Here is a 15,290-nt window from a genome sequence, read left to right as displayed (position 1 = left end):
GCCCTTGCGGGCCGCTATACCCCTTTAGTAGAATGAAATATAAACCAAACTCACAAAACTTTTAGGAGGATATCCACAAATGTTGAAACTGGAAAAATACGATCTGCCGACAGAAGGCGAACAAATTACAATCGAAGACGGCAAGCTGCTCGTTCCGGATCATCCGATCATCCCGTTCATTGAGGGTGACGGTACAGGCCGCGACATTTGGAAAGCCTCCAAACGGGTGCTGGATGCTGCTGTAGCCAAGGCTTACGGCGGTGCCAAGCAGATTGCCTGGTACGAGGTGTTTGCCGGTGAAAAAGCCTTCAATACATATGGTGAATGGCTGCCGAATGATACGCTGGAGGCGATCCGTGAATATATTGTGGCGATCAAGGGACCGCTGACTACGCCAATCGGCGGAGGCATCCGCTCCCTGAACGTGGCGCTGCGCCAGGAGCTGGATCTGTATGTGTGCCTGCGTCCGGTCCGCTATTTCGACGGCGTTCCTTCGCCGGTGAAGCATCCTGAGCTGGTGGACATGGTTATTTTCCGTGAGAATACGGAGGATATTTATGCCGGCATCGAATATAAGGAAGGCTCTGCCGAAGTGAAGAAAGTAATCGAATTCCTGCAGCAGGAGCTGGGTGTGAACAAAATCCGCTTCCCCGAAACATCCGGTATCGGCATCAAGCCGGTATCCTCGGAAGGCTCCAAGCGCCTGGTCCGCTCTGCGGTTGAATATGCCATCAAGCACGGACGCAAGAGCGTAACGCTGGTTCATAAAGGGAACATCATGAAATTCACTGAAGGCGCGTTTAAGAACTGGGGTTATGAGGTCGCTGAGCAGGAGTTCGGCGAGCATGTCTTCACCTGGAACCAATATGATGCCATCAAGGAACGTGACGGTGAGGCTGCGGCGAATGCGGCTCAGAAGGAAGCGGAGGCGGCCGGCAAAATCATCATCAAAGACGCGATTGCGGACATCGCCCTGCAGCAGGTGCTGACCCGTCCAACTGATTTCGATGTGATTGCTACGCTGAACCTGAACGGCGACTATTTGTCCGACGCGCTGGCTGCACAAATTGGAGGCATCGGCATCGCTCCGGGAGCGAATATCAACTATGTTACCGGGCATGCTATTTTTGAAGCTACTCATGGTACTGCGCCGAAATATGCTGACAAGGACGTAGTGAATCCGGGTTCGGTGATCCTGTCCGGGGTAATGCTGCTGGAGCATCTGGGCTGGCAGGAAGCGGCTGACCTGATCTATAAAGGGATGAGCACAGCGATCAACAACAAGACGGTTACTTATGATTTTGCCCGCCAAATGGAAGGTGCGACAGAGCTGAGATGCTCGGCGTTTGCCGACGAAATCATCAATCATCTGTAAGCCGATCAATCTTTCAGGAGGATGACGAGTGGCCATCAAACGCAATAAAATTACTGTCGTGGGCGCCGGTTCTACCGGTGCTACCACGGCGCTTATGATTGCCCAGAAGGAACTCGGCGATGTGGTGCTGCTGGATATTCCCCAGCTTGAGAACCCGACCAAAGGCAAGGCGCTGGACATGCTGGAGGCCGGTCCTGTGCTGAGGTTCAGCAGCCAGATTACGGGAACCTCAAGCTATGAGGATGCGGCGGATTCCGATGTTGTAATTGTTACGGCAGGCGTTGCGCGCAAGCCGGGCATGAGCCGCGATGATCTTGTGAATACGAATGCCTCCATCGTGAAATCGGTCTGTGAGAATGTGAAGCGGGTCGCACCCGAATCCATTGTCATCATTCTGAGCAATCCGGTGGATGCCATGACTTATGTAGCTTACAAGACGCTGGGCTTTCCTAAGAACCGCGTCATTGGGCAATCCGGCGTGCTGGATACAGCGCGTTATTGTACCTTCATTGCCCAGGAGCTTAACGTGTCTGTGGAGGATGTGCGCGGCTTTGTGCTGGGCGGCCACGGGGATGACATGGTTCCGCTGGTCCGCTATTCCAGTGTCAGCGGCATTCCGATTGAGACGCTGATTCCTGCACAGCGGATTGCGGAGATTCTGCAGCGCACGCGTGTCGGCGGCGGTGAAATCGTCAGCCTGCTCGGCAACGGCAGCGCCTACTATGCGCCTGCAGCTTCGCTGGTGCAGATGGCAGAAGCGATACTGAAGGACAAGAAACGGATCATTCCTGTGATCGCCCTGCTTGAAGGGGAATATGGCTATAACAATCTGTTCATGGGAGTTCCGGCGCTGCTGGGTGCGGACGGCATCGGGAAGATTTATGAGCTGGAGCTGACGCCGGAAGAGAAAGCCGCCCTGGATAAGTCAGCCGAATCCATACGTGCGATTACTGCAGTAGTTACAATCTAAGATTCGGCTAGAAGCCCTCATTTGCAACTGAAATGAGGGCTTTCTTTTCATCTGCGATATGGTTGGGTATAATAATGTTGTAACTTATATCACAGCGAAAAGTGAGGGAATATAATATGGATCGGATTTTCTTTTTCTTACATATGATCGGGACACTGGCACTTGGCTTCTATCTGGTTCTGCCGTTTATTCTTAGCAGTACGGCAAAGCTGTCCGCTCCGGCCAAGGAGGGAACATTGAGCGCAATTGGCGGCTTTAACCGCTTCGCTCAATACGGATTGGTTGTTCAACTGCTGACCGGCGGCTATATGATCTCGAAGGGGGATTATACCGTAGCCTGGATGGTTGTTGTGGTTGTGCTGCTGCTCGCGATGTTCGCCCTGGGCGGGATTATGGGCAAGCCGCTGCGCCTGGCCGCAGCCGGAATGCGCGAGAACCGTGATGTGACGGCCCACACCGCAAAGCTTCGCACCATGAGCCTGCTGCTGATGGTCGTGCTGCTTGTGATGATGTTTTTTATGGTGTACAGACATATTATTTAAGCTGAACCCAACAATCGGTGGTTGACTGTAGAAGGGAGAAAGAGCCATTTGCGTGTCAATGCCGGAACGAGTGTGAACATGAAGTGAACATCACAATAGCAGGAAATTTACCCTCTGTTCTAGGCTGAGAGATCAATTTCAGGAAGATAGCGGGAAATTGTCTCCTTATATCTAACCGGTAGCCCTATCTGTGGCAGATTGGCAGATTATACAGGGAGGAAATCCCCTTACCTCGTGGATAATGGCAATTTCATACGAAGTAGCGGGTTATTTTCCTCTTACCTTTTCAGTTCGCGGAATGTCCATAGGGGTTCCCAGCAGCCGTTTCATGGCTCTTGGGCCCCCTTCTTTTTGTAGTTAGCTGTTGCTCACAGCAGCTCCTCCAGCGCAAATACATTGCTTTTCTCAAATTCCGCCAGAATGCCGGGCGGCAGCAAGGTCTGAACTTCAAGCTTGGTGCACCATTTATAAGCTGTATGTTCTTCTGAGAGCAACACCGTATCTTCATGTGATTTGCACAGATAGGTGATGATAATAAGCTGTCTGCCCGGATCGCTCAGAAAGGAGGAGGCATATGCAAGGGCTCCCACAGCTACCGTAAGCCCGGTCTCTTCCTTGACCTCCCGTTCCAGCGCGGCCTCCAGGCCTTCTCCGAATTCAATTTTTCCGCCCGGGCATTCCCAGCTCCCCGCTCCTGCAGTATCCTCTCCAGCGCGCTGTACAAGCAGAATTCTGCCTGTATGCACAATGATTCCTTTGACGGCAACGATGATGCTCCTTGAATTTCTGGTCATAACTGTACCGGCCTCCTTTGCCTAACCTCATTGCTCCGTCCGAATCTCCTTGCCTGACAAATACAATGTTCTCTAAATTATATCTGGTGTCTTCACGAAAAACGACTGTATTAATCCAAGCCCCATAAGCCATCCTAAAACGATGATGCTACTTCCATAGTTGCACAGCGAAAGGAGACAAGGATCATGCCAGACAATCAAGCCACACAAACCTTACCCCCGCAGGAGCAGAAGCAACAGCCCGGAATTGAGAGCCAGATGAAACCATTGCCGGAGTTCGAGACGTCAGCCTATAAAGCGGCAGGCAAGCTGCTGGGGAAGGCGGCGCTTATTACAGGCGGTGACAGCGGCATTGGGCGCGCGGTTGCTGTTCATTTTGCCAAGGAGGGCGCGGATGTCGTTGTGTCTTACCTGAGTGAGCATTCGGATGCCGAAGAGACCAAACGCCAGGTGGAGCAGGAAGGCCGCAAATGTATTTTGGTTGCCGGTGATATCGGTGTGGAAGCCTTCTGCCAGGATCTGATTAAAAAGACGGTAGAGGGACTAGGCAAGCTGGACATTCTGATCAACAATGCGGCCGAGCAACATCCGCAGGACAAGATTGAGAATATCACTTCTGAGCAGCTTGAGCGTACGTTCCGCACGAATATTTTCTCTATGTTCTACTTAACCAAGGCGGCAATGCCCCATCTGAAAAAGGGTTCCGCGATCATCAACACAACCTCCATTACGGCTTATCGCGGAAGCCCGCAACTGCTGGACTATTCATCCACCAAAGGCGCAATTCTCAGCTTCACCCGGTCGCTGTCGATGAATCTGGCGGAACAGGGCATTCGTGTCAACGCCGTCGCGCCGGGTCCGGTCTGGACTCCGCTTATCCCTTCATCCTTTGATGCCAAGAAGGTCAGCGAGTTCGGCGGCACACAGCCGATGAAACGCCCCGGTCAGCCGGAGGAGCTGGCTCCCGCCTACGTCTATCTGGCTTCCCAGGATTCATCCTATGTAAGCGGACAGGTGATTCATGTCAACGGCGGCGAGATTATCAACGGCTAACAGGAGCATTGATGCTCTATAATTCAGGAGCAAGAGCGTACCGCTGCGGTCCGCTCTTTTTGCTGTGTATGCCAAAGCGGTGAAATTCTTCTATCGCTTGTATAGCTTTTCCAAGGAAAACTATGTTAATATGAACCACGTCAGCAACTGAATATGAATTTGCCACTAGGGGTGCCGCAAGGCTGAGACGAACCTGACCGTTCGGACCCTTTGAACCTGATCTGGTTTATACCAGCGTAGGAAAGTGAGGACGAATGACTGCAGCGGGGCTTATCCTTCAGCCCATATTCCTGTATATTTCCGACTGCCTCCTATTGCTGGGGGCGGTTTTTTTGTGCCTGGTGCTGCAACAACAATGAATGAAGGTGAACCGTTTGGTTGAAATTCATTTGATTTCGGACGGGAAGCAGGAGCAGGAGAGGCTGATTACGCTTGCCGCATCTGTGCATCCACTCATGGATTATATCCATCTGCGGGAAAAGCATTTGTCCGCCCGGGAGCTGCTGAGCCTGACGGAGCGGCTGATCGGAGCCGGAATTCCTGCGGGCAAGCTGATCATTAATGACCGTCTTGACGTTGCCCTTGCGTCCGGCGCGGGCGGCGTCCAGCTTGCCTGGCACAGTCTGCCGCCTGCCGCTGCCCGCGCCGCTGCTCCCGGCCTGCGGCTGGGGAGGTCGGTGCATTCTGCGGAGGAGGCCGCTGAAGCGGGAGAACAGGGGGCGGATTACTGCCTGTTCGGGCATGTGTTCGCCACAGCTTGCAAGCAGGGGCAGCAAGAGCGTGGCCTTGGTCTGCTGAGAGCAGCCGTGCGGAGCAGCCGCATTCCCCTGATTGCCATCGGAGGGATTGAGCCTGGCAACGCTGACCGGATTATCCGGCAGGGCGCAGCGGGGATTGCGGTAATGTCCGGCATCTGTAGTAGCGCAGATCCTGTGGCTGCCGCCAAGGCTTACAGGGCGGCGGTGCAGAATTATTCCGGCACGGCGGCTGTGAATATCGCTGAATCTTCTGGCGGGGGAGGTGAACAGGCATGAAGCTGACCATTAATGGGAAAGCCGGGGGGAATGCAGGGAACTGCCGCACCGTGGCCGATCTGCTGTCCCTCCCCGAGTGGAACGGAAGACTTGTAATTGTGGAGCTGAACGGTGAAATTGTCTCCAAAGACAGCTACGGGGAGACGCTGCTCAGCGAAGGCGACCGCATAGAGCTGGTACATTTTGTCGGCGGGGGCTGAGCCGTATGGTATCAACAAATATAATGTTCAGGAGGCGGGTTCATGTTAGATCCATTTATCATCGGCGGCATTTCTTTATCCAGCCGTTTATTCATAGGGACAGGAAAATATAGCCGGAACACTCTGATTCCCGACGTAATCACACGCTCAGGTTCGCAGGTGATTACGGTCGCTCTGCGCCGGGTCGATCCTGAGAGCAAGGACAATATTGTCAGCCATATTCCTGCCCATATGACGCTGCTGCCCAATACTTCAGGGGCAAGGACTGCTGAAGAAGCAGTGCGCATTGCAAGACTGGCCAGAGCGGCCGGCCTCGGCAACTGGGTGAAGATTGAGGTCATTAACGATCAGAAGTATCTGCTGCCGGATAACCTGGAGACGATTCGGGCTACAGAAATTCTGGCTGCTGAAGGGTTCGTAGTGCTTCCGTACATGAGCCCGGATCTGTCAGCCGCCCTTCAGATGAAGAAGGCGGGAGCCGCCGCCATCATGCCGCTTGGTTCCCCGATAGGCTCGAACCGCGGTCTGAAGACGAAGGAGCTGCTGCGGATTCTGATTGCCGAGGTGGAGCTTCCCGTTATTGTGGACGCGGGAATCGGCAAGCCGTCTGAAGCCGCCGAAGCGATGGAGCTGGGAGCAGCGGCGGTGCTGCTGAACACGGCTATTGCTACGGCCCGTGATCCGCTGCTGATGGCCGAAGCGTTCCGCGATGCGGTATCCGCAGGCCGCAAAGCTTATTTGGCCGGACTCGGGCCGGTGGAAGAGACTGCCGTGGCGTCTTCACCCTTGACCGGGTTTCTGAAGTGACTTGCAGCCTAACAGAAATGGGGGAGGAACATGAGCTTTTATGAAACGCTGACCCGTCTGGAGCAGCTTCCTTACGCGGCCTTATGGCAAGAATACAGGGTGGAGGATGTCAAGCGGGCAATCCGCAAGGAGCATTTGGACGAGCGGGATCTTCAGGCCCTGCTGTCTCCGGCTGCGGAGGCTTGTCTGGAGGAGATGGCCCAGCGTGCGCAGCAACTGACCCGTTCGCATTTTGGACATGTCATGCAGATGTTCACCCCGGTCTATCTTGCCGACTTTTGCGTGAATCACTGCACGTATTGCAGCTTCAGCTCCATTTATGATTTTCCGCGAAAAAGATTGACGGCGGGGCAGGTCAGGCAAGAGGGGCGGGCGATTTCCGCCACAGGTCTCCGCCACGTCCTGCTGCTGACAGGGGAATCCCGCAGGGAAAGCCCGGCCTCCTATGTGAAGGAATGCGTGGAAATCCTCCGCGAATATTTCGCTTCAATCAGCATCGAGGTGAACCCGCTGTCCACGGAGGAATATAAGGAGCTTAGGGAGGCTGGAGTGGACGGCTTGACGCTGTATCAGGAGGTCTATCATCAGGAGACCTACCGCAAGCTGCATGTCAAAGGCCCCAAGCGGGTCTACCGCAACCGTCTGGATGCGCCCGAACGGGGCTGTCAGGCCGGATTCCGCTCGGTGAATATCGGTGCTCTCCTCGGGATGTATGACTGGCGGCAGGAAGCCTTCATGACTGCGATGCACGCACGTTATCTGCAGAACAAATACCTGGAATGCGAAATCGGCCTCTCCGCTCCCCGGTTCCGCCCGTATTTGGGCGAGTTCAACCCGGACAGCGATGTAACCGACCGGGCGCTGGTGCAGATAATATTGGCCTACCGCCTGTTTCTGCCGCGTTCCGGCCTTACCTTATCCACCCGGGAGCCGGCTGCCTTGCGTGATCATCTGGTTCATTTGGGAATCACCAAAATGTCGGCGGGAGTCTCTACAGAGGTAGGAGGACATACCCAGGAGGGCGGTACTCCGCAGTTCGAAATCTCGGATGAACGGAGTGTGCCTGCAATTGTGGACATGCTGGAGGCCAGTGGCCTCCAGCCGGTATTCAAGGATTGGGATCTTCTGGCGGTGCAGGCCTCTAAGTGAAAAAGCAAATCTAATCCCCGCCGTTTATTCAGCTTCATCCGCGGATTCTCCGCGATTCATTCCTGCTGACAGCTCATCCAGAGACATTTCAAAGCCCGGAGCCATATGGGTCAGGAAGTACTCCATCTCCGGCATGGCCAGCGCGCGCAGCTTCGCGGCGGTCTGCTCCTTGGCGGCGGCGAATTCGCGGTTGCCTGCGGCGACCTCCCAGACGCATTTCAGATAGGCGTCCAGATGATCCGCCGCTTTGACATAACGCAGCAGCCCGGCATCCTGGGAGCCGGACGGGCTGATCTGCGGCTGCAGGAGCGGCGCGTAGACAGCGGCAAGCTCCGGCGGTATCATCGCCGCCAGCCGTTCGGCGGCGATCTGCTCCATCTCGCGGAAGCTGGACAGCAGACGCGGGTTGTTATGTTTCACCGGCGTTGCGATGTCGCCGGTGAAGACCTCGGCGGCGTCGTGGAACAGCGCCATGGCGGCGGCCCGGTCGGCATTCAGCGACCGGGCGAAGTGAACGTTGCCGATGGAGCAGAGCATATGCGCCAGCAGGGCTACATGGAACGAGTGCTGAGCGACATTTTCCGGTGCGGTGCTGCGCATGAGGCTCCAGCGCTGAATATACTGCAGCCGGTAGAGATAGGCAGAAAAATGGTAATTCAATTTTAAAGTAACCCCTTTCATACGTGGCTTAATATGTTATGATAATAACTAATTGTAACAGAGTTTGGACAACCGCGAACGTATGGAGAGGAGCTGGACTAAGGATGCGGCATTTTGAAGACAGCGTGTATAATCTGATCGTAGAGACCTCCACGAATCTGCCGGGCGACGTGCGCCGTGCGGTAGCGAAAGGACGCGCCATGGAGGACCGGGCCACGCGCTCCGGCCTGGCGCTCACCACCATTGCCCAGAATATCGGCATGGCTGAGCTCCAAGTCTCGCCGATTTGTCAGGATACGGGGATGCCTACCTTCATTATTCACACACCGGTGGGCATCAATCAGATTGAGATGAAGAAGGATATTCATAACGCAATCATCCGGGCGACGAAGAACGGCAAGCTGCGCCCCAACTCTGTAGATTCGCTTACCGGGGAGAACAGCGGGGACAATCTGGGTGCCGGTACACCGGTGATTCATTTCGAGCAGTGGGAAGAAGAAGCTGTGGATGTCCGGCTTATTCTGAAGGGCGGCGGCTGCGAGAATAAAAATATCCAGTACAGTCTTCCGGCAGAGCTGGAGGGGCTGGGCAAAGCGGGCCGCGATCTCGACGGAATCCGTAAATGTATTCTTCATGCTGTCTACCAGGCACAGGGGCAGGGCTGTAGCGCGGGTTTTCTTGGCGTCGGCATTGGCGGTGACCGGACAACCGGCTACGAGCTGGCGAAGAAACAATTGTTCCGCAAGGTAGAGGATATCAACCCCATTCAGGATCTCGGCAAGCTGGAAGAGTATATTATGGAGAATGCCAACAAGCTGGGCATTGGCACGATGGGCTTCGGCGGTGAAGTTACGCTGCTGGGCTGCAAGATCGGTGTGATGAACCGTCTTCCGGCCAGCTTTTTCGTCTCGGTTGCTTATAATTGCTGGGCGTTCCGCCGCCAGGGGGTACTTATTGATCCGGTCAGCGGCAGCATCCAGGAATGGCTGTATGAGAGCGGCACGGGGATCTCTGTTGAGGCTGATGGCGGCTCCGCAGCGACTGCCGTACCTGAACCGGTGGCGGTTGCTGCGGGTGCCGGAGCCTCCGGTGCTGTCTCTGGCGATGCTGCAATTTCTGCAACGGAAGCGACGGGAGGAGCCGCCGCCAAGCCCGGGGAAGCAGCGGCTGAACCATCCCGTGAGATCCGCCTGACCACACCGATCAGCGAGGAGGACATCCGCAGTCTGCGGGTAGGCGATGTAGTGATTCTGTCCGGAGAGATGCACACCGGACGCGATGCGCTGCATAAGTATCTGATGGATCACGAATCGCCGGTTGATCTGAACGGAGCGGTGATTTATCACTGCGGGCCGGTGATGCTGAAGGATGAAGAGGGCTGGCATGTGAAGGCTGCGGGCCCAACCACCAGCATCCGCGAAGAGCCTTACCAAGGCGATATCATGCGTAAATTCGGCATCCGTGCGGTCATTGGCAAGGGCGGAATGGGTCCCAAGACGTTGAAGGCGCTCCAGGAGCATGGAGGCGTCTATCTCAATGCGATTGGCGGAGCAGCGCAATATTACGCCGAATGCATCAAGCAGGTGGATGGCGTCGATTTCATGGAATTCGGAATCCCGGAGGCGATGTGGCATTTACAGGTGGACGGCTTCGCCGCCATCGTAACTATGGACGCGCACGGCAACAGCCTGCATGCTGATGTGGAGAAGGATTCTGCCGCCAAGCTGGCCCAGTTCCGGGAACAGGTATTCAAATAAGGCATGCCATATGTATGCAGGAAGTCTTCCTCCGGATTTAATGGGGGAAGGCTTTTTTGTGCACAATTCATTGCTGTCATGCATTGAACCGGACTTTCATTTCTAGCGAAATCCTTAATCTATCAACGATATTTTTAAGCTTGACAACGCATACATAGGCATGTTAATTTTTAGAAGGAAACCGGTTTCCCATCCTGTAGCATGGTCCTGCAACAATTGTCTTGCAAGTGAGAGAAGTGTATTCACAGGCAGTAAAGCTCTAATGCGCTCATATGAGAGGGAGATGAGGAATGAAACGCAAAGTATGGCTTGTTCCGGTTCTAATCATGTCTATGGTTCTTTCCATCACGACGAATTTGTTTGTATTGCCGCCCGCAAAGGCGGAAGCGGCCAGCATCGGTACCGTTACTGAGAACGACACGATTTATCAGATCATGGTTGACCGCTTTAATGATGGGGATTCCTCCAACAACGCCACCGGGGCCGCCATTCGTTATGGTGAGAACTCCGAGGAAGATTTCCGTTATATGAAGGGCGGGGACTGGCAGGGGGTTATCGACAAGCTGCCCTACATTCACAACATGGGATATACCGCTATTTGGATCTCCCCGGTGGCCGAGCCGCAAATGACTAACCGCGACAACAACGGTACAGGGAAAAACACAGCCTACCACGGCTATAACGTAAAAAACCCTAATGCTGCTAATCCCTATTTTGGAACCAAAGAGAAACTTAAGGAGCTGGTGGACTCCGCGCATGCGCTCGGAATTAAGGTCATTATTGACGTAGTGCCGAACCATGTCGGAGACTACATGCTGGGTACGCAGGCTTATTATGATATACCGGCTTTGCAGCCGGCAGCGCCTTTCAACAACCCGGCCTGGTATCACCACAATGGAGATATCAACTGGTCGCTGGCAGACGGAAGATATGATCAATGGGCCCAGGATTATTTAGAGAATCACGATCTCGGAGGGCTGGATGATATTGACTTTGACGTTCCTGCCGCCAAGCAGGCCGTATTCAATTCCATTAAAGGCTGGTTTGACTACACGGGAGCGGACGGCGCGCGCGTTGATGCTGCCAAGCTAATCAAGCCTACGGATATCGGCGAATTGCAGAACCTGCTCGGGGTTAACACATTCGGCGAGAATTTTGACGGAAATGCAGAATTTGTCTCCCGCTGGGTGGGCAACAACAAGGAATGGGGCATGCTCGATTTCCCGATGTTCTTCTCGGTGCTGAACAGCTTCGCTTACGGGCAGTCCTTTGACTCAACCGTCAAAAGCACATTGGCCCAAGATTCCTATTACAACGGAAATGCGAACCATATGGTTACGTTTATCGACAACCATGACCGTAACCGGTTCCTGACGGAAGCCGGCGGCAGCGTTGAGAAGCTGCAGAACGCGCTGTCCTTCATCTTCACCGTACGCGGAACTCCGGTGGTCTTCCAGGGCACGGAGCAGAATAAGGGCAATGGCAACGGCCAGATTATGACAGGCGGAATCGCCGATACCTGGAACCGCTGGTCCATGGTGAAGCGGGATGCGAACGGCAATGTTCTGCAGAACTATTTTAATGAGAACACGAACACCTACAAGCATATTGCCAAACTGAATGAAATCCGCAAAAATAATCCGGCGCTCCGCACAGGCACCCAGCGTGAAATGTGGTCTGCCCAGAATTTGTACGCGTTCTCCCGCCGTGTAGACAGCGGAACTAATGTGGGCCAGGAGGTTATCTCCGTATTCAGCAACAAATCCAGCGGATCGCAGACAGTCACCATTCCACTGCGTGCAGAGAGTACACTGGCTGTTGGAACTGTTCTGATTAATCAATTGAATACATCGGACACGGTAACTGTTGGGTCAGGAGGCGCAACCGGCAAGCAAATTACCGTAACGGTGGATGCAAACTCTGCCAAAATCTATTCCAAGACGCAGCCTATTGTGGATACCGAAGCTCCGACTGTCCCGGGAAATGTGACGGCCACAGTGCAGAATGCATCCAGTGCGCTCGTAAGCTGGACGGCTTCCACTGACAATGTCGGGGTAACCGGCTATGAGATTTACCGCGATGGGGTGAAGGTGGGAACCTCTGCCACAACCTCTTACACGGACAATGGGCTTTCCGCCCAAACGAGCTACAGCTATAAGGTAAAAGCTTTTGATGCGGCAGGCAATCTGTCGGCATTCAGCGCAGCGGCTCTGGTGACCACTCCTGCCGGAAATAACGTAACGATCTATTACAAGCAAGGCTACACTACGCCTTACATTCATTACCGCCCGGCAGGAGGAACGTGGACGACAGCACCGGGAGTAGCGATACCGGTATCTGAAGTGCCGGGCTATAATAAAATTACGATTAACATTGGCTCAGCCTCGCAGCTCGAAGCTTGCTTCAACAATGGCAGCGGCACTTGGGACAGCAACGGCGGCAACAACTACCTGTTCGGCACCGGCACTTGGACCTATACGCCAACCGGAAGCATTCAGTCGGGCGGACCGGTGACGCCGACGGCGTCGCCAACGCCGACGCCGACGGCAACACCAACAGCAACAGCAACACCAACACCAACAGCAACAGCAACACCAACGCCTACAGTAACGCCAACGCCTACACCAACCATTACGCCAACAGCAACACCGACGGTTACGCCGACAGCGACGCCAACCGCGACACCTGTGGGCAATACGGCGACGATTTATTACAAGAATACCGCGTATACGAACTCTTATATCCACTACAAGCTGGACGGCTCGACAGTATGGACCACAGCGCCGGGAACGCAAATGCAGGCTTCCTCGTTCTCCGGCTACAAAGCGATTACGCTCCCGTTGGAAGGCGCAGCAGGGCTGACCGCAGCCTTTAATAACGGCAGCGGCACCTGGGACAATAACGGCGGCAATAATTATCATTTTGCCACAGGAGTCTGGAGTCTGGTAAATGGCAGCATCGCGGCAGGCGAACCCCAGGCGGACAGCGTGACGTTCCGGGTCAGCGTTCCCGGCTCCACGCCTGCGAGCGGGCCAGTCTACCTGACAGGCTCATTTAACAGTTGGAATGCGGCGGACCCCGCTTATCAACTGACCAAAGGCAGCGATGGCGTGTACTCGATTACGCTGAGCCTTCCGGCCGGAACGGCAGTGCAGTATAAGCTTACGCGCGGAAGCTGGGCGACCGTCGAGACGGCCTCCGGCGGCGCGGATATCTCGAACCGGACATTGACCCCGGCAGGCGGGGCTCAGACCGTCTCCGTGACCGTGCAGCGCTGGAAGGATCTATAGTCATAGAGTCATCCCTGTCCATTCAATAGCCGCAAGAAGACAGCAGAGCAGCAATTTCCCATTATTGGGTGATCGCTGCTCTTGTGTTTTCGGTCAATTATACGGATTGCCGGCTTGCTTCGGCAGAACGACGAGACCCGTTATTCACTTTGAAGAACCCGGAAGGCATTGCGGGAATAAGTGAGGAATCCTTCGGCCTTCATCCGGCTTAGCTCGCGGGACAAGGCGCTTCTGTCCACACCCAAGTAATAGGCCAGCTCCTCCCGCGAAAAGGGAATGGTGAAGCTGGGACTGTTATTTTTTTTCGCTTGCTGCTGCAAGTAGTAGAGAATTTTGTTGCGAAGATTTTTATGCGTCACGATGTCCAGCTTGTCGTATAATTCCTGATTCTTGTGCAGTATAAGGCTGACGAGATTCTCAATAATCCTGGCTCTCAGCGAGCAGATCACCTGGCCGGGCCGTACGATCTGATCAATCCGGATAAACAGCACCTCGCAATCGGTTGCCGCCGTTATCTCATAGCCTGTCTGTTGCTGGCCCGCATGAAGCGCCGTTTCCCCGACAATGGCCCCTGCGTTAAGCTCCGAAAAAATAAACCGCATCCCCATAGGATCTTCCTTACACATGAACAGGGTGCCCCGCAGAACGACCCCAATCGAATGCAGCCGCTCCTCTTTGTTGATAATAATCTCTTTCTTCCGGTACGCTTGGCTATACCCGTCCAGACAGGCCAGAGACTGAACAATCTCCTGCTCGGAAAAACCTTTGAACAATGCCGTCTCCTTGAACGAATTGATATACATTTTCGACAATTGTCACCTCCTGTTGCCATGGCAACCGAAAATTTGTGTAGGCTCTGCTATACTTTCAGTAATTGATAAACATTCTCAATAACTTGCTGAGATCATTATAGTTCATTTTGCAAGTTGTGACTGCTATTTTTGCATAAGTTAGGAGGTCGCTATGAACATTCCCTTTGAGCAGGCAGTGAATTTGCGCGATTTGGTGGTATACCGGGACCGGCAAATTACGAGCCGCACGCTGGCAAGCGAGGTCAATATGGACCTGCTGCTGTATGCAATGGACTCCGGCGAGAGCATCAGCAATGAGTCTTCACCGAATATGAAGGTCATCTATGTGCTGGAAGGACAACTGAATCTAACGCTACAAGGTCAGCCTGTTACCGTTAACGCCGGTGAATTCTTCGCAATTACAAGGAATACGGAGCACTCTATCGAGGCCCCAGGCAGATGCAAGTTTGTGCAAATGAATGGACTCAATTAACAGAAGAAGAGGAGCATGAGCGCTATGGAAAATAACCAATATATCAAAAAATTACCGCACTCCCAAGTCATGAAGCTGGACGGCCTAATCCCGGTAGCCCCTAATCAGACCTCAAGCATGACACTGGTGCAGCGCCCGAATCTGGGCATGACCTTATTCTCTTTGGACCAGGGGGAAGGCATCAAGATGCACACGACAAAAGGGGATGCGCTGGTTCATGTCCTGTCGGGCGTGGCTGAGATTACAATTGGCGATCAGCAATATACTGTCTCGCAAGGCGAATCTATTGTGATGCCTTCAGAGATTCCGCATGCGCTGCGGGCGCGGGAGGCTTTTCACATGCTGCTGACAGTGGTCAAGCCGGATAAAGAATAG

The 15,290-nt window shown here is 54.1% G+C and carries 15 protein-coding genes and 1 riboswitch; of the genes, 12 read left to right on the top strand and 3 right to left on the bottom strand.

All coding sequences use genetic code 11. From position 1 onward, the window contains the following. Window positions 1-79: 79 nt before the first annotated feature. The 3 genes from icd (at window position 80) to B212_RS0116505 (ending at window position 2,887) form a co-directional block, all read left to right on the top strand. On the top strand, window positions 80-1,375 hold the full coding sequence (icd, locus tag B212_RS0116515) for an NADP-dependent isocitrate dehydrogenase (protein WP_019912029.1): 1,296 nt from the start codon (window positions 80-82) through the stop codon (window positions 1,373-1,375). A 28-nt stretch (window positions 1,376-1,403) separates the two neighbouring features. Continuing rightward, window positions 1,404-2,345, top strand: coding sequence for a malate dehydrogenase (mdh, locus tag B212_RS0116510; protein ID WP_019912028.1), 942 nt, complete (start codon window positions 1,404-1,406; stop codon window positions 2,343-2,345). Between the two features lie 116 nt (window positions 2,346-2,461). Next, on the top strand, window positions 2,462-2,887 hold the full coding sequence (locus B212_RS0116505; RefSeq protein ID WP_019912027.1) for a hypothetical protein: 426 nt from the start codon (window positions 2,462-2,464) through the stop codon (window positions 2,885-2,887). A 368-nt stretch (window positions 2,888-3,255) separates the two neighbouring features. Here the strand turns inward: B212_RS0116505 and B212_RS0116500 are convergent, their stop codons facing one another. Further along, window positions 3,256-3,681, bottom strand: coding sequence for an NUDIX hydrolase (locus B212_RS0116500; RefSeq protein ID WP_019912026.1), 426 nt, complete (start codon window positions 3,679-3,681; stop codon window positions 3,256-3,258). A gap of 186 nt (window positions 3,682-3,867) precedes the next feature. Here B212_RS0116500 and B212_RS0116495 point away from each other — a divergent pair, with 186 nt between their 5' ends. The 5 genes from B212_RS0116495 (at window position 3,868) to thiH (ending at window position 7,924) form a co-directional block, all read left to right on the top strand. Then, on the top strand, window positions 3,868-4,734 hold the full coding sequence (locus B212_RS0116495; protein ID WP_019912025.1) for an SDR family oxidoreductase: 867 nt from the start codon (window positions 3,868-3,870) through the stop codon (window positions 4,732-4,734). 157 nt (window positions 4,735-4,891) lie between these two features. Next, window positions 4,892-4,994, top strand: a riboswitch (TPP riboswitch). Between the two features lie 105 nt (window positions 4,995-5,099). Beyond that, window positions 5,100-5,768, top strand: a complete 669-nt coding sequence (locus B212_RS31660) for a thiamine phosphate synthase (protein ID WP_232231559.1) — start codon at window positions 5,100-5,102, stop codon at window positions 5,766-5,768. Next, a complete protein-coding gene (gene thiS, locus B212_RS0116480; protein WP_019912022.1) occupies window positions 5,765-5,968 on the top strand; it encodes a sulfur carrier protein ThiS in 204 nt (67 codons plus the stop codon). Before B212_RS31660 ends, thiS begins: the two co-directional genes overlap by 4 nt. A 42-nt stretch (window positions 5,969-6,010) precedes the next feature. After that, the gene (locus tag B212_RS0116475) at window positions 6,011-6,775 is read left to right on the top strand and encodes a thiazole synthase (RefSeq protein WP_019912021.1); all 765 of its coding nucleotides are present in this window, start codon (window positions 6,011-6,013) and stop codon (window positions 6,773-6,775) included. 30 nt (window positions 6,776-6,805) lie between these two features. Further along, a complete protein-coding gene (gene thiH, locus B212_RS0116470; RefSeq protein WP_019912020.1) occupies window positions 6,806-7,924 on the top strand; it encodes a 2-iminoacetate synthase ThiH in 1,119 nt (372 codons plus the stop codon). A 24-nt stretch (window positions 7,925-7,948) separates the two neighbouring features. Here the strand turns inward: thiH and yfbR are convergent, their stop codons facing one another. Then, the gene (gene yfbR, locus B212_RS31655) at window positions 7,949-8,584 is read right to left on the bottom strand and encodes a 5'-deoxynucleotidase (RefSeq protein ID WP_019912019.1); all 636 of its coding nucleotides are present in this window, start codon (window positions 8,582-8,584) and stop codon (window positions 7,949-7,951) included. Between the two features lie 104 nt (window positions 8,585-8,688). Between yfbR and B212_RS0116460 the strand changes: the two genes are divergently transcribed. After that, window positions 8,689-10,341: a fumarate hydratase gene (locus B212_RS0116460; RefSeq protein ID WP_019912018.1), complete on the top strand. Its 1,653-nt coding sequence runs from the start codon at window positions 8,689-8,691 to the stop codon at window positions 10,339-10,341. A 290-nt stretch (window positions 10,342-10,631) separates the two neighbouring features. Next, on the top strand, window positions 10,632-13,631 hold the full coding sequence (locus B212_RS0116455; RefSeq protein ID WP_019912017.1) for a carbohydrate binding domain-containing protein: 3,000 nt from the start codon (window positions 10,632-10,634) through the stop codon (window positions 13,629-13,631). A gap of 140 nt (window positions 13,632-13,771) precedes the next feature. Here the strand turns inward: B212_RS0116455 and B212_RS0116450 are convergent, their stop codons facing one another. Further along, entirely contained in the window at window positions 13,772-14,434 is a 663-nt protein-coding gene (locus B212_RS0116450; RefSeq protein WP_036669542.1) for a Crp/Fnr family transcriptional regulator, read from the bottom strand. 160 nt (window positions 14,435-14,594) lie between these two features. On the opposite strand from B212_RS0116450, the gene B212_RS0116445 reads away from it, so the two are divergent. Beyond that, window positions 14,595-14,915 (top strand): cupin domain-containing protein, encoded by a 321-nt coding sequence (locus tag B212_RS0116445; RefSeq protein WP_019912015.1) that lies wholly within the window; start codon window positions 14,595-14,597, stop codon window positions 14,913-14,915. Window positions 14,916-14,939: 24 nt separating this feature from the next. Further along, window positions 14,940-15,290: a cupin domain-containing protein gene (locus B212_RS0116440; RefSeq protein ID WP_019912014.1), complete on the top strand. Its 351-nt coding sequence runs from the start codon at window positions 14,940-14,942 to the stop codon at window positions 15,288-15,290.

This window comes from Paenibacillus sp. HW567 (assembly GCF_000374185.1).
GTDB lineage: Bacteria > Bacillota > Bacilli > Paenibacillales > Paenibacillaceae > Paenibacillus_AQ.
Note: the sequence above shows the minus strand (reverse complement) of the source record. Positions and strands in the feature narration are given on the sequence as shown.

What these genes read in the sequence shown, in the direction of transcription:
- icd (WP_019912029.1), top strand. Translation starts at nt 80, where the DNA reads ATGTTGAAACTGGAAAAATACGATCTGCCGACAGAAGGCGAACAAATT.
- B212_RS0116505 (WP_019912027.1), top strand. Translation starts at nt 2,462, where the DNA reads ATGGATCGGATTTTCTTTTTCTTACATATGATCGGGACACTGGCACTT.
- B212_RS0116500 (WP_019912026.1), bottom strand. Translation starts at nt 3,681, where the DNA reads ATGACCAGAAATTCAAGGAGCATCATCGTTGCCGTCAAAGGAATCATT.
- B212_RS0116495 (WP_019912025.1), top strand. Translation starts at nt 3,868, where the DNA reads ATGCCAGACAATCAAGCCACACAAACCTTACCCCCGCAGGAGCAGAAG.
- thiS (WP_019912022.1), top strand. Translation starts at nt 5,765, where the DNA reads ATGAAGCTGACCATTAATGGGAAAGCCGGGGGGAATGCAGGGAACTGC.
- B212_RS0116475 (WP_019912021.1), top strand. Translation starts at nt 6,011, where the DNA reads ATGTTAGATCCATTTATCATCGGCGGCATTTCTTTATCCAGCCGTTTA.
- thiH (WP_019912020.1), top strand. Translation starts at nt 6,806, where the DNA reads ATGAGCTTTTATGAAACGCTGACCCGTCTGGAGCAGCTTCCTTACGCG.
- B212_RS0116460 (WP_019912018.1), top strand. Translation starts at nt 8,689, where the DNA reads ATGCGGCATTTTGAAGACAGCGTGTATAATCTGATCGTAGAGACCTCC.
- B212_RS0116455 (WP_019912017.1), top strand. Translation starts at nt 10,632, where the DNA reads ATGAAACGCAAAGTATGGCTTGTTCCGGTTCTAATCATGTCTATGGTT.
- B212_RS0116450 (WP_036669542.1), bottom strand. Translation starts at nt 14,434, where the DNA reads ATGTATATCAATTCGTTCAAGGAGACGGCATTGTTCAAAGGTTTTTCC.
- B212_RS0116445 (WP_019912015.1), top strand. Translation starts at nt 14,595, where the DNA reads ATGAACATTCCCTTTGAGCAGGCAGTGAATTTGCGCGATTTGGTGGTA.
- B212_RS0116440 (WP_019912014.1), top strand. Translation starts at nt 14,940, where the DNA reads ATGGAAAATAACCAATATATCAAAAAATTACCGCACTCCCAAGTCATG.